This window comes from Stenotrophomonas sp. P5_A9, from assembly GCF_056400525.1.
Map to the genome: position 1 here is coordinate 1 of NZ_JBFULC010000046.1, position 19,373 is coordinate 19,373.

Below are 19,373 nucleotides of genomic sequence, written 5' to 3' on the forward strand. Positions count from 1 at the left end.
CAATCATCCTTCCTGCAGGCGCCTTCACAAGATACCTGCGCATACTGTCAAAGAACTTGGGAGTCGGCCTCAGCGCCTTCCTCCGTGTGCCCCGACGTTTCCGTCGTTGCGAGCCGCCCATTATAGCCGGCTTATCTGCTTCGTCAACACCTTTTTTCAAGGCCGTCACACCGAAGTGGACGTTGTTGCCGATGCCGCTTTGTCGTTTGCCCCGAGAGGCTTTCGTCGTTGCGAGCCGCCTATTATGTCAGGCTTTTCGTTTCCGTCAACACCTTCTTTCGAGGGATGTTGCCGCCGCTTTGTCGTGGTGTTCACCGGGGTGAAGGCCGCGTCACAGCGAGGGAGCGAATACTAAAGACTTCTGAAAATTCGTCAAGGCTTTTTTCGATCTTTTTCATCGCAGCGTCATCGTTGCGTGCTGCTCGACATCACGTGCGGCAGCACGCGCGTTGCGCGTGCTGCCGCGGCCTTGCTAACAATGCATCTCTTGTCGTCAGGAATGCATGCGATGTCTGCCCTCCCCAAGCGTTCGTTGTTGCGCGATGTGTCGTTGCCCGCGCTGATGGCCGGCTTCATTACCGTGTTGGTCGGCTTCGCCAGTTCGGCGGTGATCGTGTTCCAGGCCGCCCGCGCAGTCGGTGCAACGCAGGCGCAGATCGCCTCGTGGATGTGGGCGTTGGGATTGGGCATGGGCATCACGTGTATCGGACTGTCGCTGCGCTACCGCGTGCCCGTGGTGACGGCCTGGTCCACCCCGGGTGCAGCGATGCTGGTAGTGGGCGCCGGTGCAGTGGGCTACAGCGATGCGATCGGTGCGTTCGTGCTTGCCGCGGTGCTGGGGATGATCGCCGGCTTCTCGGGGATCTTCGCGCGCGTGATGCGGCGAGTGCCGATGGCACTGGCCGCCGGGATGCTGGCCGGTGTGCTGCTGCGCTTCGGGCTGGAGGTGTTCGTCTCCATGCAGACGCAGTTGGGGATGGCAGTGGCGATGTTCGTCACCTGGCTGGTCGGTCGGCGCCTGTTCCCACGCTATGCGGTGATCGCCACCTTGCTGGTGGGTGTAGCGGTGGCGGCTTCTCAGGGACTGCTGCACATGGAGACGGTGCGGCTGGAGCTGGCCACGCCGGTGTTCACCTGGCCGACGCTGTCGTGGTCGGCAGTGATCGGCGTTGCCCTGCCCTTGTTCGTGGTGACCATGGCCTCGCAGAACATCCCCGGCGTGGCGGTGATCCGTGCCTCGGGCTACGACACGCCGATCTCGCCGGTGATCGGCTGGATCGGGGTGGCCAATACGCTGCTGGCGCCGTTCGGCGCTTTCGGGTTGAACCTGGCGGCGATCACCGCGGCGATCTGCATGGGACGGGAGGCGCACGAGGACCCGGCGCGGCGTTACACCGCAGCGGTGGCCGCCGGTGGCTTCTATATCGTGGTGGGCCTGTTCGGGGCGACGGTGGCGGCGGTGTTCGCCGCCTTCCCCAGGGAACTGGTGGCCTGCGTGGCCGGTATTGCCCTGTTCGGCACGATCGCCAACAGCCTGTCGATGGCGTTGCGCGAGGAGGCCGACCGCGAGGCGGCGCTGGTGACGTTCCTGGTCACCGCCTCGGGGGTGTCGCTGGCCGGGATCGGTTCGGCCTTCTGGGGACTGGTGGCCGGAGGTATCTGCCTGCTGGTGCTGCGACCGCGCACGCCTGCCGGCTGAGTCGGGTCACTCGCCGGCCAACACCCGAATCAGGACATACAGAACGAACCCCAGCCCCAGAGCCACCTTGCTCACGCCGCCACGGCGGTCGAGTTCGGCAGCGATGCGTGCCGGTTGATCGCGGTAGCGGGCCTCGGTGCGGGCCACCAGACGCCGGCAGTGCCACAGGTACACCGCGTTGGCGGACAGCCCGAGCAGCACTTTCGTACCGACCAGCAGGACCAGGCTGCCGTTCTCACCGATCCAGCTGAACGCCACGGCGGCCCCGACGCCGAATTCCAGCACCAGCATCAGCGCGGCCGCCAGGTAGAGGCGCCGATACAACAGCCAGAAGAAGTCGAACAGGAAGGCCGGCCAGTGCCAAGGGCGCGGCCATCGACCGGTTGGGGCATCCAGATGCCAGCGGCGGGCATACACCCCGAAATTGTCGCCGACCGCCCTGGCCAGTTGCCGGTGCCGGTCGTGGACGCCGGCCGCACGCTCGATGGCCAGGTCGATTTCCGCCTCGATGACCGCGGCCGCAGGCGCGGCATACGGGTCGTGGGGGCTGGCACTCACAACGGCAGCACCGAGAACGTCTGCTGCAGCACGTGGCGCCCCCCCGGCGCGAGGGTCACCACATCCGGGCCGGCGTTGGCCGCTTCCAGGCAGACATAGTTGCGCCAGCCGCTACCGACGTCGGCCATCTTGGCCGCGCCGGCTTCGCCCGGGTTCCAGGCCACCAGCGAGCGGCTGCCCTGGGTGGTGATCTCGATGCGCCGCTTCAGGGTGGGGTCCTTGAGGACATAACGGCCACCGGCCTGGGTATAGATGCGATCGCTGCGGCCCGGGTCGCGCGGGTCGCGCAGGTTCCAGTCGCCCTGTTGGACGCGCGGGGTGGCGTAGTCCTCGAACTTGTCCAGGTAGGTGAGGCCGTCGAGCCCCTGCACGTCCACGCCGGTGGCGTCGCCCACCTTGAAGTAGTTATGCAGGGCCTGGGTGAAGCGGACCGTCTGGGCGCTGGTGTTCTCGGTGACCAGGCGCTGTTCCAGGGTGCGGCCGATGCGCAGCTCCATGTGCAGGCGCAGGGCCAGGTTGTCCAGCGTGGGCGGGGCGAGCGAGAGCACGAGCGTGCCATCGGCCTCGCGCCGCGCGTCCTTCAGGGTCCACGGCAGGGTGCGCACGAAGCCGTGCGAGGGCACGTCGCTGCCCTGCCCCTGGCGGCCGAAGAACGGCCAGCACACCGGGCTGCCACCACGGATGGGTGTGGGCAGCGCCTGCGCGCTGGGCGACAGCCACAGCACGTCCTGGCCGCCCTTGGGGATATAGGACAGCAGCTGCCCGCCGAACACCGCGATGGCGGCGGTCGCGAACGGGGTCTCCACCTTCCAGGCATCGAAGCCCTGCACCTTGCCCAGGCTCAGACCTTCGACCTTGGGCAGGGCCGCGCCGGGGCCGGCCGGGGACTGCATGAGGCGGGCGTGGTTAGGCGGCAGGGTAAACACGGTGGATGCAGGCATGGCGGTCGGCGGGGTCTTGATGGGAGGGGCGCTGCGCAGGGCGGTGAGGATGCGTTGACCGGCGCGGCCGTCGGTGGTGGTCCAGCCCAGGCGCTGCTGCTCGACCTCGATGGCGCGGCGGGTGGCGGTGCCGACCATGCCGTCGGCGGCGCCGATGTCATGCCCGCGGGCGAGCAGCAGGGTCTGCAGCTCACGGCGCTCGCGGCGGCCGATGCCGGGATCGTCGGTGGGCCAGGCCGCCACCGTGCCGCTGCCGCCGCGCAGGCGGTCGGCCAGGGTGGCGATGGCCAGCGCATAACTTTCGGCGGCGTTGTAGGCGTAGATCGCGTCGTAGTTGCGGAACACCAGCCACGCCGGGCCCTTGGCGCCGGTGGGCAGCAGCAGGGCGGCGTTGCTGTCGGCGGGCAGGCCGGCAGGGGCGAGCGCGCCACCGCCGACCGGGACGATGCCCAATGCACGCCAGTCGCCGAGCGGCTTGCGCTGGGTGCGCCCGGCCAGCGACGGGTTGAAGCCCGCCGGCAACGTGACCTCGATTCCCCACGGCTGGCCGCTGCGCCAGCCCGCTTTGGCCAGGTAGTTGGCGGTGGAGGCCAGGGCATCGGGAATGCTGGCGACGAGGTCGCGGCGACCGTCGCCATCGCCATCCACGGCGATGCGCGCATAGGTGGAGGGCATGAACTGGGTGTGCCCGAAGGCGCCGGCCCAGGAACCGGTGAGGCCGTCGGCCTGCAGGTCCCCGGCATCGAGCAGCTTGAGCAGGGCCAGCAGTTCGCCGCGGAAGAAGGGCTGGCGGCGGCCGTTGCACGACAGCGTCGCCAGCGACTGCAGCAGCGGACGCTTGCCGAACACGCGGCCGTAATCGCTCTCCACGCCCCAGACCGCGACGATCGTGGCCGGATCGACGCCGTACTGGGCCGATACCCGGTTCAACAGATCGCGATGCTCGACCAGACGCGCGCGGCCGTCGTCCACCCGCTGGCTGTCCACCAGCGCGGCCAGGTAATCCCACAGCGGCGTGGTGAACTCCGGTTGCGCGTCCAGCAGCGGCAGCACGCTCAGGTCCGGGGTGAGCCCGGCGGTGAAGCGGGTAAAGCCGGCGGCACGGATGCCCTGCTTGAGCGCCTGCGGTTGCAGGGTGGCCAGGCAGCGGTCGAAATCATCCTGTGGCGCGGCGGCGACCGGGGCGCTGGCCAGGCACAGTGCGCCGAGCAGCCAGCCGGGGAGAAGCCTCATTGGCGGGAATCCTTGCAGCCAAGTGGACCTGCATCATAGCGGGCTGGCGCCGATCAAACCGGCGCTTCAGGCCGGTTGCAGCAGGCGCAGGCCGAACGCCGGCGCGGCGGCATTCCATTGCGCAGTGACGCGAAGACCTGCCTCGGCGACCAATGACGCGAACGAGACGTCGGTGTACTTGTGGCTGTATTCGACGGTCATCGCTTCGCCTTCGGCAAAATCGAAGGGGTGCCCGGCTACATGCACGCGCTGGGCGCGGGTGCTGACCAGTTCGGTTTCGATGCGCAGGCGCGCCACGCTGTAGCGCGCCCGGTGCTGGAAACCATCCAGGTCGAAGTCGCTGCCGATCTCGCGGTTGAGCCGACGCAGCAGATTCAGAGTGAACTCGGCGGTGACGCCAGCGGCATCGTTGTAGGCCGCTTCGATCAGCGCCGGGTCCTTGTGCAGGTCGATGCCGATCAGGGCCATGCCATCGCGCCCCATCGTCTGGCGCATCGCCTGCAGCAAGGCGACCGCGTCGGCGTGGTCGAAGTTGCCCAGCGTGGAGCCGGGGAAGAACAACAACCGTCGCGCGGGTTCGCGTTGCGGCTCGGGCACCTGCACCGGGTGAGTGAAGTCTGCGCAGACCGGGAGCATCTCGATGTCCGGCAGGGCCTGCGCCAGCCGCGCGATGCTGGCCAGCAGCGCCGCGCGCGAGATCTCGATGGGGGTGTAGGCGACCGGATCGGCCAGCGCGTGCAGCAGCAACTCGGTCTTGCGACCACTGCCGCTGCCAAGCTCGACCACGTGCAGGCGTGGGCCGACCACCTTGGCGATGGCGGCGGCGCAATCCTGCAGCAGCTGCAGCTCGGTGCGGGTGGGGTAGTACTCGGGCTGGTGGGTGATCTGCTCGAACAGAGCCGAACCGCGCGCGTCGTAGAAATACTTGGACGGCAGCTGGCGTGGCGTGGCGGACAGGCCGTGCAGGATGTCGGCGGTGATGCGGGCGCGATCCGGCTGCAGGTCGGTGAGCGCCTCGAGCGCGTCGCTGACCGTACTCACGCCAGGTCCCTTGCCAGGCGCACGCCGGCGAACTGCCAGCGTGCGGAGGGCGCGAAGAAGTTGCGGTAGCTGGCGCGGACGTGCCCGTCCGGGGTGGCGCAGCTGCCGCCGCGCAGGATCCATTGGCCGTTCATGAATTTACCGTTGTACTCGCCGAGGTTGCCGGCGAAGGGGCGAAAGCCCGGATAGGCGCCGTAGGCGCTGCTGGTCCATTCCCAGACATCGCCGAACAACTGCAGGAGGGCGTCATCGTCGCCCTGCCCGTCTGGGGCGATGCCGGCAGGGTGGAGGCGGTCAGCGTCGGCGAAATGGCCCGTCGGCGCGTGACCGGCGGCGGCGGCTTCCCATTCGAACTCGGTGGGTAGGCGTGCGCCCTGCCAGCGGGCAAAGGCGTCGGCTTCGAAATAGCTGATGTGGGATACCGGCGCATGCAGGTCCAACGCCCGCCAGCCGCCGAGGGTGAACTCGCGCTCGAGTGCGTCATCCCAGTACAGCGGGTGCTGCCACTGTTCAGCCTGGCACAGCGCCCAGCCTTCGCTCATCCACAGCCCGACCTCGCGGTAACCGCCGGCCTGGATGAACTGGCGGTACTCGGCGTTGCTGACCGGTCGATTGGCCAAGCCATGGGCCGGGACGAGCACGCGATGCACGGGCGATTCGTTGTCGTAGGCGAAGTCCGCGTGCGCCGGCCAGGCGGGAGCACCGATCTCCACGATCTGTTCGGGGCTGCGCTGCCAGCGCAGCGGCACGGCGATGGCGTCGCTGCGGCTCAGATCATCGCGGTAGGCCGGCTGCAGCGGATTGCACCACAGCGCGTGCTTGATGTCGGTGAGCAGCAGCTCCTGGTGCTGCTGTTCGTGGTGCAGGCCGAGCTGCAGCTGATGGCTGGCCTGCGCATCGAGCGCACCGGCCTGCAGCAGAGTGATCACCTGCTGATCGACGCGGGCCCGGTACTGCAGTACTTCCTCCAGCGACGGCCGCGAGAGCAGGCCGCGCTGCGGGCGCGCATGGGCCGGGCCGATGCTCTGGTAGTAGCTGTTGAACAGGTAGTGCCAGTCTGCGTTGAACGGTTGATGGCCAGGCTGGCTGGCCAGCACGAAGCGTTCGAAGAACCAGGTGGTGTGGGCCAGGTGCCATTTGGCCGGGCTGGCGTCGGGCATGCTCTGCACCATCGCATCTTCGGCGCTGAGCGGGGCGGCCAGCGCGATGCTCCGCGCGCGGATGCCGGCATAACGGACGGCCAGTGCGGCGGCGGGCGATGGGGCGACGGGCGGTGGTGAGGCGACGGCGGTATTCATCGCGGTCAGGATCGACCAGCGGTGGTGAGCAGGACGTCATGGCAAGGCTCACGCGATGTTACGCACTCAAGTTGAATACGCAGTGGCCGCTATCGGAAAGACACCTCGCCTGCGTGGTCCCGGTCTGCACGTGCGGCCAGGGCGCGCCGGCCCGCTTTTGTGGAACCGTCTTGCGGAATCACCTGCTACGCCAGCCCGGTCACTATCTGTTCCTGCTGCCCGCCGTGCTGGTGGGGCTGGGATTGTGGTCGGCCACGCCGGCCGACGAGGTCGGCAGCCCGGTGCATCGCATCCTGCCGCTGGTACTGACCTGTCTGGGCATCGGCCTGGGCCTGATCTACAACCGGGTGCGCGCGGTGTGCCTGCTGCTGGTGATCGCGCTGGCGTTCGCGATCCTGCATGGGCTGGTGGGCAGTTTCCTCAATACCGGCGCGGTTACCGCGCTGACCCCGTTGTTGTTCCATTCGGTCTCGCTGTGGCTGCCGCTGCTGTTCGCGCTGCATGGGCTGTGGCCCGAGCGCGGCCGACTGCGCCAGGATCTGCTGCTGCGCGGGGTGGTCAGCGGTGCGGCGATCGGTGTATTCGCGCTGCTGGCCGCACAGGGGCCGCAGGGGATGCACGACCTGCTCTCGGACCAGCATTGGCCGTGGCTGCCGAGCGGCTGGAGCCGGTTGGCGCAGGTGCCGACGCTGCTGTTCGTGGCGGCGATGATCGGGCTGGCAGTGCAGGCGCTGCGCCAGCCGCGGCCCCTGCATACGGCGATGCTGGTCGCGCTGCTGGTGGTGTGGACGATGTTGCCGCGGGTGTTCCTGTCGCCAGCGCTGCTGCCGGCGCTGGCCAGCACCGCGCTGCTGCTGATCGTGTCGGCGATGCTGCAGGAATCTTTCCATATGGCCTACCGCGACGAACTGACCGGCCTGCCCGGTCGGCGCGCGTTGAACGAGTGCCTGCAACGGGTGGGGGCCACGTACACGATCGCGATGGTGGATGTGGACCACTTCAAGCGCTTCAACGATACCCACGGCCATGACAACGGCGACGACGTGCTCAAGCTGGTGGCCGCGCGCCTGGCCGAGGTGGGCGGCGGCGGACGCGCGTTCCGTTATGGCGGCGAGGAGTTCGCGCTGGTGTTCCTGGACCGCCCTGCCCCGGCGTGCGTGGAGGCGGTGGAAGCGGTACGGGCGATGGTGGAAGCCACGCGCCTGCAGCTGCGCGATCGTGCGGCGCGCGTGCAGGACGACGCGGTGGGCCGGCTGCAGCGCGGCCGCGGTGGCGACGGCACGGTGGTGCAGGTGACGGTCAGCATCGGCATGGCCGACAGCCGCGTGGGCGACGGGACGCAGGCGGTGATCAAAGCCGCCGACCAGGCGCTGTACGCGGCCAAGGATGCCGGGCGCAACTGCGTGCGCGCCCACGGCCAGCAGCGGCCGGTGGCGGTGCGCAGCCGCGAGCCGGCTCAGGGCAGCGCGTCGAGATAGAACCAGCGGCCGTCTTCGCGGACGAAGCGGCTGTGTTCGAGCATCTTGACCGCGCTACCGCCGCCGACCTTGTAACGGGCGGTGAAGTTGACCTGGGCGTGGTCCGGGTCGGTGGTGGTGTGCGTGTGGATTGTCAGTCCCAACCAGCGGGTGCGCTGGCCGGGGGCTTCGTCCAACGATAATTCCTGCGGGCGCGTGGACGGATGCCAGCTGGCCAGCAGGTAGTCCGGCAGCTGCTTGACGTAGGCGCTGTAGCGCGAGCGCATCAGGGCTTCGGCGTCGGGTGCGTTCGCGCCGGCGTGGTAGAGGCCGCAGCAGGCGGTGTAGGCCAGTGGGCGGCCGCAGGGACAGGGGTCGGGTGTGCTCATGGGGCTATTGTCGCGCGTTTGCTTGGGTCCGCCGTGGGTGCGGACCGTGGGTATGGGCGTGCTGGATGCGCCGTAGGTACCGAGCGTTGGTCGGTACGTGTGTGCGGTGGCGCAGGGCAGCCGACCCACGGTCGGCTCTACCCGGTGTGGGGGTCCGGGCGTATGCTTGCGCGCCTTGTGTCGCGAAGTTGCTGCCGTGCTCGAGCTGGTTCCCCCTGAGCTGTTGTGGTTGGTGGCGATCGCCTTCATCGCCGGCCTGGTCGATGCGGCCGTGGGTGGCGGCGGGCTGGTGCAGTTGCCCGGCCTGTTCACGGTGCTGCCGCAGCACATCCCGGCGATGCTGTTTGGCACCAACAAGTTCAGTTCGATGTTCGGCACGGCGGCGGCCGCGTTCCGCTACGCGCGCAACGTGCGCTTCCCGTGGCGACCGGTGCTGTTCGCGGCGGGCACCGCCTTCGTGTTTTCCTTCGCCGGGGCCACGGCGGTCAGCCTGCTGCCCAAAGACGCGGTGCGCCCGCTGGTGCTGGTGCTGCTGGTGGCGATGCTCGGCTACACGCTGTGGAAGAAGGATTTCGGCGCGTTGCACCGGCCGCGCGAGATCGGGCGCCGGGAGCTGGCCATGGCGCTGGGCATCGGCGCGGTGATCGGCTTCTACGACGGATTCTTCGGGCCGGGCACGGGCAGCTTTCTGATCTTCCTGTTCGTGCGCTTCTTCGGGCTGGACTTCCTGCGTGCCTCGGCCGCCTCGAAGGTGGTGAACCTGGCCACGAATGTCGCTGCCATTTCCTTCTTCGTGCCGACCGGCAACATCCTGTGGCTGTTCGCGCTGCCGATGGCCGCCGCCAACATCGTCGGCTCGGTGGTGGGCACGCGGCTGGCGCTGCGCGGCGGTACGCCGTTCATCCGCAAATTGTTCGTCGGTCTGGTGGTGGTGCTGATCGCGCGGATGGGCTGGGATACGTTCGGCGGATAACGCGTAGAGCGGGGCGCTGCGGCGACCGGTGATGGTGGAGCAGCCGACCAACGGTCGGCTCTACGTGGGTGCGGGATTTCCGTTGCCGGTGCGGGATTTCCGTTGCCGGTGCGGGATTTCCGTTGTGGGTGCGGGATTTCCGTTGCCGGCGCGGGAAATGCCGTTGTGGGTGCGGGATTTCCGTTGCCGGCGCGGGAATTGCCGTTGTGGGTGCGGGGTTTCCGTTGCCGGCGCGGGAATTGCCGTTGTGGGTGTGGGGATTGCCGACCGGTCAGGCGACCGGTTCGGCGTCCTGCTGGCGGCTGCGCTCCGGCAGCTTGAGCCGCTTGGCCTCTTCGTCGTACTCGATCAGCAGCACGCCGGAGTCGTGGCGGCCGCTGATTTCGACGAAGCAGGCACCACCGATGAACGGTTCGAGCGTCATCACCGACTTCAGCGGCGTGGCCACAACCATCTGGAAGCCGAAGTTCTCGAAGATGTTCATCGCCAGGGCGGTGAACTCGTTGTCGGCCTTGTCGAACGCTTCGTCGAGCACGACGGCGGCGTAGCTGGGCAGCTGGCTTTCGGCGCCGCCGAGCTGGTAGCGCAGCGCTGCAGCCAGGCAGGTGGTGGCCAGCTTCTGCCGCTGGCCACCGGACTTGCCGGCGCCGCTGCGGTAGATCTCCACCTGCTGGCGGGTAGCGGCGTCGAGCTCGACGCCGATGAACTCCACATGCAGGCGCACGTCGAGCACGTTTTCGCGCCAACGGCGGTCCTCGCCTTCCTGTGAGCCAAGGCGTTTGACCAGCTCGCGCAGCACGGCAAACTGCGCCTCGGCCACCTCGCGCTCTTCGGTCTGATGGTGCGACAGCACGTCGCGCAACTGCTGGTGGAACTCCAGCACCTCCGGCAGGCGCCGGTCGCTGAGCTCGATGGTCAACAGGGTGCCGCGGTTGAACGGCACCTGCTCCAGCGAGGCGTTGACCTCGTCCAGGCGCTGGCCGATCGACTTGCGTGCCTCGGCGCTGTGCCGTTGCAGGGCCAGCAGGTTGTTCTTGCTCTGGTTTTGCAGCAGGTCGAAGAAGCGTTCTTCGTGCTGCGGCAGGCCATCGCGTTCCAGCCGCTGCAGGCGGGCAAGGTAGTCCTCGGCCGAGGCGACGGACGCGGTGAAATCGCCGGACTCTTCCGGCCACGCCTGCGCGAAGCGCCGGAAGCAGGCCACCAGCTGCGTCTCGACGCGGTGCACGTCCTGCTGCGAGGCGGCGAGGCTTTCGTTGATGCCCTTGCTGATCTCGCGCATGTGCGCTTCCAGCGTTTCCAGGCTGAGGCCGCCCAGGCGCTCAAGGCGCGACTGCAGCCCGGCTTCCTGGGTGGCACCGAGGGCAGGTAGTACCAGGGCGCGGCTGCGCTGGCGCTGGGCATCGAGCTTGTCGCGTTCGCGTGCGTGGTGCGCGAGCTCGACGCGGGTGTCTTCGTAGGTCCGGCGGGCCTGCGCGATATCCGCGCGCGCCTGGTCGATCTGCTGCGCCAGGCGGGCCAGGTCGGCGTTGCCTTCCTTCAGCTCGTGCAGCGACGATTCGATGTCCTGCAGGCGCTGGACGGCCGTGGCGACATCCACTTCCTCCCAGCTGAAATTGACCAGCTGGTTGCAGGCCAGGCGCCGCTCGTTGTCGCGATCGCGCTGGCTGCGCAGCCGTGCGACATCTTCGTCGCATTCGGCGATGCGTTGCGCCAGCTCCTGGGCTTCCTTGCGGAACAGCGCCAGCTTGTCGCTGTTGCTGAAGCCGAGCAGCCAGCGGCGACGATCACCGATCGCGTTGCGGTCGTCTTTCTCGAAGCGATCGCCCGGGTGCTTGACCTGGCCTTCGCGCGAGATGCCGCGTTCGACATCGCGCAGCTGCTTTGCCTCGACGCACTCGTAGTCGTAGCGCTTGCCGAGCTCGCGGCGCAGCCACGGCTCGAACACGCTGTCGCGGAATTCCAGTTTGTGCAGCAACGAACGCTTGGAGGGCTCACGGGCAATGGCATCGTCATTGCGACGCACGCGGTAGTAGGTGAGCCGCATGCCGATGTGGGTGCGGTTCACCCACGCGTTGACTTCGTTGTAGTGCTTGTCTTCCACCAGCAGCGACTGCGCGAACCCGAACAGCACGCGCTCGATCGCGCCCTGCCAGGCGCCCTCTTCCTGGCGGACCTGGATCAGCTCGCCCACGAACGGCAGTGCTGCTTCGGGAACACCGGTTTCCTCGGCCAGGCGGCTGCGCAGCTTCTGCAGCGGCGCGGGAATGCTCGACGGGTTGCGCTCCATCGCCTCCAGTTCCGCGCGGACATCGCCGAAGCGGCGCGTGTCGTCCTGTTTGCCGGACAACCGCTCGGTGATGGCATCGTCCAGCGCGGCAGCCGCCTGCTGGCGGTTGTCCAGCTCGCCCTGCGCGCGGCTGATCAGCTGCGCGAACCCGTGCGCGTCATCGGGCAATGCGTCCTGCAGTTTGGCCGCGGCCTGGCTGGCCTGATCGCGCTTTGCCTGGCGTCGGTCGCGCTCGGCCTGGGCACGCCCTTGTTCGCGTTCCAGCTCCTCGATGCGCTCGCCGCCCTGCTGGCGTCGCTGCAGTTCCAGCTCGGCCACGTGCTCTTCATGGTTGGCCAGCGTCTGGCGACGCTGGGTCTCCTCGCCGAGCAGACCGCGGTGGCGCACGTCGATTTCCTGCAGCCGCTTGTCCAGCAGCAGTTGCAGGCGTGATTCGCGGAAGCTGTCCAGCCCGAGCTTCAGGGTTTCCTCGTCCGCGCGCTGCAGGTTCATCGCCTTCAGCTCGGCGTGCAGCGCACGCGCGGGCAACAGGGTTTCGACCTGGCGCCGCGCGGTGACCACCGACTTGTGCGCGCCGTCCAGCTCGGCGAAGTCGCTGACCAGGCGTTCGGCGGCATCGAAGGTCTTTGGCGTATCGAGCATGAAGTCGCGCAGGAAGACGTTCAGGTCGCCCAGGTTCTTGGCCGACTGCGTCTTGTGCAGCAGGCGCAGCGCCATTTCATTGTCGATGCCCAGCAGGTGGCGGAAGCGCTCGGCGTAGCCGACGAAGCTGTCGAAGTGGTGGACATCGCCCAGGCGCTGCTTGAGCTTGCGCAGGTCCAGGTCGAAACCGCCGAGGTCCTTGGCGATATCGAAGGGACGCTCGGCGATCAGGTAATGCTTGCGCACGTCGGCAGCGGCCGCGCCATTGCCGGCGATCCAGAACAGGCGCACCAGGCTGACCACGCGACCGTCGCCGGCCCGGTATTCCAGCACCAGCGCGGTCCAGGTAGCGCCCTTGCGCAGGTACTGGGTGGCGATTTCGCCGGTGCCACGGTCCTGCTGGTCGGCCCACGCGCCACGCACGTAGGAGACCAGGTTGCGGTCGCGGCCACTGCGTTCGGCCTCACGCGCGGCGGCGTTGAAGTCGACGATCGAGGGCGGCACCAGCATCGCCGACATGGCGTCGAGCAGGGTCGACTTGCCCGAGCCGGAGCGGCCCACGAACAGGAACCCCCGCTCGGCGATCGGCACCTCGGTCAGGCCGTTGAACGTGCCCCAGTTGTGCACCTGCAGGCGGCGCATGCGGAACTGCTGCAGCCGCGGGTCCGGCAGCCCTTCGGTGAACAGGGCGGGGGTGTGCTTGGAGATGGCCATGCGTTGTCGGTCGGTCCGTTCAGGCTTTTGCAGCAGGGGTTTCGCGCAGCTGGCGGTACACCGACGACAGCGCGGAGACATCTTCGGCGGAGAACAGCAGCTTCAGCGCCGGCGACACTTCGTGTCGGTCGTCCTGGCCGGCCAGGCGGGTCAGGATGTGGTTCTCTTTCATCTTCTGCACGGCCGCGGCGACACGGCGATTGAAGCCCGCGCGGTCGGTGGAGAGGTTTTTCTCGTAGATGGCCAGTGCTTCGGCCATCTCGGTGTCGGCCACCACGGCGCGGTTGCCGCGTGCATCGGCCTCGGCCAGTTGCTGGCGCAGGTACAGCAGCAGCACCGAGTCGATGAAGGTCAGCGGCGAGGTGCGCAGCAGCACCGGCGCGTCGATGTCTTCGGTATCGGCCTGGCGGGTGAAGGCCACGCCGCTGTCGCGGTCGAGCACCAGCTCCAGGAACAGGTCCGCCAGCGCCGAGCGGATGGCCGCTTCGCTGCGGATCAATGCCGGCCACAGCTTGGCGTGGCGCAGCTGGTCGATGCTGGGGCCGATCAACAGCTGGCACAGCGCGCGGCGCCCATCCAGCGGCAGGCGCCCGGTATCGCCCATGTAGAACACGTCGTTGTTGCGACGCGGCGGCGGCGTGATCACGACCGGCTCTGCGTCCTGGTCGTCTGCCGGCCCGTCGATCGGGGCGGCATCGTGGGAATCTTCATGCCAGTTCATGGCGTTTCTCCTGGGTGAACCAAACCAGCGGGATGCGGGCGCGTCGCCACTGCCCATCGCCGCCACGCCAATGGGCGGTTTCCTGTTCGCCGTCGACCACCACGCCGTGGCGGGTGCCCAGCGACAGGTAGCCGATCACGCTGCCCAGTCCCTGCGGCGCTTCGCGCTGCGACAGGGCCTGGGCGATGCTCAATTTCGGTTGCACGCCGAGCAGTTCGTGCAGGTCCCGGCGCAGGGTGCGGAAGTCGATTTCCGAGGACGCGACCAGGTCGCCGACGCTTTCCAGGCTGATGCTGGCCGCATCGTTGCGCTGCACGCTGCCATCCACCTGTGCGCTGCGCGGATCGTGCAGCTTCCATTGCGACCACGAGCGCAGGCGGCTGGTGGTGAGCTGGAGGTCGCGGCCGATCGGGCGCTGGGCGGAAAAATCATCGCGCAGTGCCAGCGCTTCGGACTGGGCCTGTTTGAGCAGCTGGTTGAGCCGGCGCTGTTCCAGGTAGCCACGGCTCTGCACGAACCCGCGCAGGCTGCGCGCGAAGTGCTGCAGCACGTCGTGGACCTGGCCACCGCGGTCGAGCATGGTGCCGGTGAAGCCGCGCAGGAAGGCGCGCTCGTCGCGGTCGAGCTTGCGGGCGAAGCCGCGTGCCAGCACCGCTTCCAGCGCGGCGTCGAGCTGGGCGCTCTGCTCGGCATCGTTGAGCAGCCGCCAGAAGGCCTGGAAGCTGCGCCCGGCGTCGCTGTCACCGATCACGTCCACGCCCTCAAACAACCGGGAGAGCACCTCGCCGCGTTCGCTTTCATCGTCGATGATGCGTTCGCGGAACTCGCGGTTGAGGCGCTCGAAATCGTCGCGGACACGGCGGAAGTCTTCGGTGAGGTCATCGGCCAGGCCGATGATCTGCCGCGCGCGTTCCAGCGCGCGCTTGCCATCCAGCGCCACCACGCGGCCCTGGCCGACCCGCGCGATCTCCGCGTCGATGCGGTCGCGTTCGTCGCGCAGCGCCGACAGGCGCGCATCCGGGTTGGACTCGGTCTGCGCGGCCAGTTGCGAGAGCTGTTCGATCACCAGCGCCAGCCGGCTTTCGGTGGCCGCCACGCGGGTCTGCTCCAGGCTGTCGGCGAAGCGGATCGCCTGCAGGGCCTGGGTGGACAGCTCGTACTGCTCCTGGTCGGCCCCCTCGGGCAGGCGCCGCTCCAGCCAGCCCTGCGCCAGCCAGTGGGCGATGTAGGCCTGGGCGGTACGCGGCAACTCACGCGAGAGTTCCTCGCCGTTGAGCTGGTCCAGCGCGCGCTGCAGGCGTTCATGCAGGGCCGCGGCCGGCAGCGTCCGCTCGCCATCCATCAACAGGCCCTGCAGCAGGCCGATGATTTCCGGGGCGTTGGCGGCCGCCAGCAGCTTCCACTGGGGTTGCTCGCGCAGGGTGCGGTAACGGGTGATGCGTTCGTGGTGCTTCATGCAGCCAGGACATCCGGAAAAACACCGCGCGGCCGGACGCCGCGCAGCGGGAAGGGGAAAGGCCCGGCGGAGCGCTGCCGGGCGCGCGGCAGGTTCAGCGCTTGCCGCCCACTTCGATGAAGCGCAGGAACTCGGCGCGGGTGCGCGCATCCTCGCGGAAGCTGCCCAGCATCTTGGAGGTGACCATGCTGACGCCACGCTTGTGGATGCCGCGGGTGGTCATGCACTCGTGCGCACCTTCCACCACCACGCCCACGCCGACCGGCTGCAGCACGTCCTGGATGCACTGAGCGATCTGCGCGGTCATCTTTTCCTGCACCTGGAAGCGGCGTGCATACGCCTCGACCACGCGGGCCAGCTTGCTGATGCCCACGACCTTGCCGGCCGGCAGGTAGCCGACGTGCACGCGGCCGATGATCGGCGCCATGTGGTGTTCGCAGTGGCTTTCGTACTCGATGTCGCGCAGCACGATCAGTTCGTCGTAGCCGGCCACTTCCTCGAAGGTGCGCTCCATGTAGGCGCGCGGATCGTCGCGGTAGCCGCTGAACCAGTCGCCGTAGGCCTCGGCCACGCGCCGCGGGGTATCCAGCAGGCCTTCGCGGGTGGGGTCTTCACCGGCCCAGCGCAGCAGGGTGCGCACGGCCGATTCGGCATCGGCCTGGGTGACCGGGGTGGCGTCGTTGTCTTGTTTGCTCATTACATACAGCACCCGAAGGGGGGCGAGCATCGTACCCGACAGACCCCTCGGACGTCCCCCGCCACGGTGTCCGGGCCTGCGGCGGCGGGCCGGCGTTGGGCTGCGGTTGGGCCAGGGTATTGATAGGATGGAAATTAGTAGTATCCTATCGATCTGCCATGAAACGAACCCTCGACGAACGCACCCAGCTGCAGATGCAGCTCAGCTCCGGCCTGCTTTATGCAGGGCGGCAATGGCAGCGCCTGGCCGACCAGGCCTTGGGCAGCTACGGCATTTCAGCGGCATGCACCATGCCGCTGCTGATGATCGGGCGTGCCGGCGGGGGTATCCGCCAGGTGACGCTGGCCCAGCAGCTGGGCATGGAAGGTCCGTCGCTGGTGCGGCTGCTGGACAAGCTCTCGGCCAGCGACCTGGTCCGCCGCGAATGCGATGCCAGCGACCGCCGCGCCAACCTGCTGTGGCTGACCGACAAGGGCGAAGCCCTGGTGAGCCAGCTGGAAACGGAGTTGATCGGGCTGCGCCAGGGCGTGTTCGGCGAGCTGTCGCTGGATGAACTGCGCACCGTGCTGAAGCTGTGGCAGTTGCTGGCCGATGCCGCCGAACGCGTGACGTAAGCCGTTTCCCCGTTTTACCGCCCGGTGCCGTGTCACGACGCCGGGCGCCCCCCTTTCCGCTCCCCCAGTGAACCCTTTGCCTCGATGTACGGTGAATTCAGTCTCTATGGTGTGTTCGTCCCGACCCTGCTCGGGCTGATGCTGCTGGCGTACCTGCTCAAGAGCGGGCTGCGCGTGGTCCTGCAGCGCACCGGCGCCTACCGCCACATCTGGCACCCCGCCCTGTTCAACCTGGCCGTGTACGTGATCGTGCTTGGCGGGTTGTTTTCCCTGATGCGTTGGATGCAATCGTGAACAAGATCCTCAAGCGTGCTTTCCCGGTCGTGCTGACCGTCGTGGCGGTGATCGCCGCGGTGCTGGTGCTGCGCCATCTGTGGTCGTACTACATGGACGAACCGTGGACGCGCGATGCGCACGTCAGCGCCGACGTGGTGCAGGTGGCACCGGACGTGTCCGGGCTGGTGGAGGCGGTGAAGGTGACCGACAACCAGCCGGTGGCGCGCGGCGACGTGCTGTTCGTGGTCGACCGCGCCCGCTACCAGATCGCGCTGGAACAGGCCCAGGCCGCCCTCGGCGAACGTCGCGCCACGCTGGACCAGCTGCGCCGCGAGATCGCGCGCGACCGCAGCCTGTCCGACCTGGTCGCCGCCGAGGATGCCGAGGTACGCCGCGCCAAGCTGCTCGCCGCGCAGGCCTCGATGGCCACCGCGCAGGCGGCCGTGGACCTGGCCAGGCTCAATCTGGCGCGTACCGAGGTGCGCAGCCCCAGCGCCGGGCACGTCAACGACCGCACCGTGCGTGCCGGCGATTACGTCACCGCAGGGCGGCCGGTAATGGCGGTGCTGGATACCGGTTCGTTCCGCGTTGATGGCTATTTCGAGGAAACCCGCCTGCGCGGCGTGCACGCCGGGCAGAAGGTGGATATCCGCCTGATGGGCGAGGCGCAGCCGCTGCAGGGCCATGTGCAGAGCATCGCCGCCGGCATCGAGGACCGCTACCGCAGCGAAGGCAGCAGCCTGCTGCCGAACGTGACCCCGGCCTTCGACTGGGTGCGGCTGGCCCAGCGCATCCCGGTGCGCATCCATATCGACCATGTGCCGGCCGGGGTCAACCTGATCGCCGGGCGCACCGCCACGGTCACCATCGTGCCGGACACGGTCCAGGCCACGCCGGCACGACCGGCACAGGCGGCGTTGTGAGCCGCCCTGCCCTGCACCGCATCGCGTTGGGGCTGGCGTTGACCACCCTGGCCGCGTGCAAGACCGTGGGCCCGGATTACACCGTGCCCGCAGGATCGGCCTTCCAGCGGCCGGAGGCCAATGCCGCCTTCATCGACACCGGCAACCCACAGGTAGCCGCCGGTGCCGAGCTGCCCGCGCGCTGGTGGGAGCTGTACCAGGACGACACCCTCAATGCCCTGGTACAGCAGGCACTGCGCGACAACGTGGAACTCAAGGTGGCCGATGCAAACCTGCGCCGCGCTGCCGCCGTCTACGAGCAGGCGCTGGATGCCGGTGGTTTCGAGTACGAGGCCGAGGCCGGGGTGAGCCGTGCGCAGCTGTCGGCTGAATCGTTCCTGCTGGAACACGAACTGCCGCCGATCAACCTGGCCGACGGCAAGTTCGCCGTGTCCTACCAGTTCGACCTGTTCGGCAAGCTCAAGCGCGCTTCCGAGGCCGCGCATGCCGACGAGCAGAGCGTGGCCGCCGCCCTCGACCTGGCCCGCGTGTCGCTGGTGGCGCAGGTCGCCGGCAGCTACGTGGAGATCTGCCATGCCAACCATGAGCTGCACGTGGCCGAGCATTCGCTGCAGCTGCAGCAGCGCAGCCGCGAGGTCACCCAGCGGCTGATCAACGCCGGCCGCGGCACCCCGCCCGAGCTGGCCCGCGCCAACGCCCAGGTAGCGATGCTGGAAGCGGCGCTGCCACCGCTGCGCGCCCAGCGCCAAGCCTCCGAATACCAGTTGGCGGCCCTGCTCGGTCGCACCCCGGGACAGCTGCCCGACGGCGTGGGCGACTGCAGCCAGGCGCCGACCCTGGCCCAGCCGCTACCGGTGGGCGATGGCCGCGCACTGCTGCAACGTCGCCCGGACGTGCGCCAGGCCGAACGCCGGCTGGCAGCGGCCACCGCGCGGATCGGCGTGGCCACCGCCGAGCTGTACCCGGACATCCGCCTGGGCGCCTCGGTCGGTGCGGCTGGCCTGCTGGAAGATTTCGGCCAGCCGTTGACCCAGCAGTGGTCGATCGGCCCGCTGATCTCCTGGACGCTGCCGTCCTCGGGCACGCATGCGCGCATCCACGCCACCGAGGCGGGCGCGGACGCGGCGCTGGCCGAGTTCGACCACAGCGTGCTGCAGGCGCTGCGCGAAACCCAGACCGCGCTCAGCCGCTATGCGCACGACCTGCAACGCCTGCAATCGCTGCAGACCGCCCAGCAGCAGGCCGAACTGGCCGCCAGCCAGAACCGGCGCCTGTACCAGGGCGGCCGCACCCCCTACCTGGCCAGCCTGGATGCCGACCGCACGCTGGTCTCGGCCGATGCCACCCTGGCCGCCGCGCAGGCGCAGGTATCGCGTGATCAGATCCAGCTGTTCCTGGCGCTGGGTGGCGGCTGGAACGCCGACGCCGTGGCCGCCGGCAAGGCGACGAGGTAA

The 19,373-nt window shown here is 68.6% G+C and carries 16 protein-coding genes; 7 read left to right on the plus strand and 9 right to left on the minus strand.

Annotated features, from left to right (window positions below):
- The first annotated feature begins 508 nt into the window (after nt 1-508).
- On the plus strand, nt 509-1,699 hold the full coding sequence (locus tag AC1DR7_RS14505; protein ID WP_457320016.1) for a benzoate/H(+) symporter BenE family transporter: 1,191 nt from the start codon (nt 509-511) through the stop codon (nt 1,697-1,699).
- A gap of 6 nt (nt 1,700-1,705) precedes the next feature.
- Here the strand turns inward: AC1DR7_RS14505 and AC1DR7_RS14510 are convergent, their stop codons facing one another.
- The 4 genes from AC1DR7_RS14510 to egtB form a co-directional block, all read right to left on the minus strand.
- The gene (locus AC1DR7_RS14510) at nt 1,706-2,257 is read right to left on the minus strand and encodes a DUF2628 domain-containing protein (protein WP_457320017.1); all 552 of its coding nucleotides are present in this window, start codon (nt 2,255-2,257) and stop codon (nt 1,706-1,708) included.
- Nucleotides 2,254-4,431 carry a lytic murein transglycosylase gene (locus AC1DR7_RS14515; protein WP_478050993.1) on the minus strand — a complete coding sequence of 726 codons (2,178 nt, stop codon included), beginning with the start codon at nt 4,429-4,431 and terminating at the stop codon, nt 2,254-2,256. The genes AC1DR7_RS14510 and AC1DR7_RS14515 overlap by 4 nt, the downstream gene beginning before the upstream one ends.
- Nucleotides 4,432-4,497: 66 nt before the next feature.
- Nucleotides 4,498-5,472 carry an L-histidine N(alpha)-methyltransferase gene (gene egtD / locus AC1DR7_RS14520; RefSeq protein WP_457320021.1) on the minus strand — a complete coding sequence of 325 codons (975 nt, stop codon included), beginning with the start codon at nt 5,470-5,472 and terminating at the stop codon, nt 4,498-4,500.
- Nucleotides 5,469-6,770 (minus strand): ergothioneine biosynthesis protein EgtB, encoded by a 1,302-nt coding sequence (egtB, locus tag AC1DR7_RS14525; RefSeq protein ID WP_256776137.1) that lies wholly within the window; start codon nt 6,768-6,770, stop codon nt 5,469-5,471. The genes egtD and egtB overlap by 4 nt, the downstream gene beginning before the upstream one ends.
- A 170-nt stretch (nt 6,771-6,940) precedes the next feature.
- Between egtB and AC1DR7_RS14530 the strand changes: the two genes are divergently transcribed.
- The gene (locus tag AC1DR7_RS14530) at nt 6,941-8,248 is read left to right on the plus strand and encodes a GGDEF domain-containing protein (RefSeq protein WP_478050994.1); all 1,308 of its coding nucleotides are present in this window, start codon (nt 6,941-6,943) and stop codon (nt 8,246-8,248) included.
- On the opposite strand, the gene AC1DR7_RS14535 is transcribed toward AC1DR7_RS14530, so the two are convergent.
- Complete coding sequence (locus AC1DR7_RS14535) at nt 8,227-8,616, minus strand: YchJ family metal-binding protein (protein WP_256776135.1); 390 nt, start codon at nt 8,614-8,616, stop codon at nt 8,227-8,229. The genes AC1DR7_RS14530 and AC1DR7_RS14535 overlap by 22 nt on opposite strands.
- A 196-nt stretch (nt 8,617-8,812) precedes the next feature.
- On the opposite strand from AC1DR7_RS14535, the gene AC1DR7_RS14540 reads away from it, so the two are divergent.
- The gene (locus tag AC1DR7_RS14540) at nt 8,813-9,589 is read left to right on the plus strand and encodes a sulfite exporter TauE/SafE family protein (protein WP_478050995.1); all 777 of its coding nucleotides are present in this window, start codon (nt 8,813-8,815) and stop codon (nt 9,587-9,589) included.
- Between the two features lie 271 nt (nt 9,590-9,860).
- Here the strand turns inward: AC1DR7_RS14540 and AC1DR7_RS14545 are convergent, their stop codons facing one another.
- From AC1DR7_RS14545 to folE, 4 genes are all read right to left on the minus strand, one after another.
- Nucleotides 9,861-13,232, minus strand: coding sequence for an ATP-binding protein (locus AC1DR7_RS14545; protein WP_457318105.1), 3,372 nt, complete (start codon nt 13,230-13,232; stop codon nt 9,861-9,863).
- 19 nt (nt 13,233-13,251) lie between these two features.
- Nucleotides 13,252-13,953 carry a DUF4194 domain-containing protein gene (locus tag AC1DR7_RS14550; RefSeq protein ID WP_457318106.1) on the minus strand — a complete coding sequence of 234 codons (702 nt, stop codon included), beginning with the start codon at nt 13,951-13,953 and terminating at the stop codon, nt 13,252-13,254.
- Complete coding sequence (locus tag AC1DR7_RS14555; protein ID WP_457318107.1) at nt 13,940-15,409, minus strand: DUF3375 domain-containing protein; 1,470 nt, start codon at nt 15,407-15,409, stop codon at nt 13,940-13,942. Before AC1DR7_RS14555 ends, AC1DR7_RS14550 begins: the two co-directional genes overlap by 14 nt.
- A 94-nt stretch (nt 15,410-15,503) precedes the next feature.
- Nucleotides 15,504-16,106 (minus strand): GTP cyclohydrolase I FolE, encoded by a 603-nt coding sequence (gene folE, locus AC1DR7_RS14560; RefSeq protein ID WP_256776130.1) that lies wholly within the window; start codon nt 16,104-16,106, stop codon nt 15,504-15,506.
- Nucleotides 16,107-16,264: 158 nt separating this feature from the next.
- Here folE and AC1DR7_RS14565 point away from each other — a divergent pair, with 158 nt between their 5' ends.
- The 4 genes from AC1DR7_RS14565 (at nt 16,265) to AC1DR7_RS14580 (ending at nt 19,373) form a co-directional block, all read left to right on the plus strand.
- Nucleotides 16,265-16,720 carry a MarR family winged helix-turn-helix transcriptional regulator gene (locus AC1DR7_RS14565; protein WP_312238802.1) on the plus strand — a complete coding sequence of 152 codons (456 nt, stop codon included), beginning with the start codon at nt 16,265-16,267 and terminating at the stop codon, nt 16,718-16,720.
- 84 nt (nt 16,721-16,804) lie between these two features.
- Nucleotides 16,805-17,014 carry a DUF1656 domain-containing protein gene (locus tag AC1DR7_RS14570; protein WP_019183984.1) on the plus strand — a complete coding sequence of 70 codons (210 nt, stop codon included), beginning with the start codon at nt 16,805-16,807 and terminating at the stop codon, nt 17,012-17,014.
- On the plus strand, nt 17,011-17,919 hold the full coding sequence (locus tag AC1DR7_RS14575; protein WP_256776128.1) for an efflux RND transporter periplasmic adaptor subunit: 909 nt from the start codon (nt 17,011-17,013) through the stop codon (nt 17,917-17,919). The genes AC1DR7_RS14570 and AC1DR7_RS14575 overlap by 4 nt, the downstream gene beginning before the upstream one ends.
- Nucleotides 17,916-19,373, plus strand: coding sequence for an efflux transporter outer membrane subunit (locus AC1DR7_RS14580; RefSeq protein ID WP_478052842.1), 1,458 nt, complete (start codon nt 17,916-17,918; stop codon nt 19,371-19,373). The genes AC1DR7_RS14575 and AC1DR7_RS14580 overlap by 4 nt, the downstream gene beginning before the upstream one ends.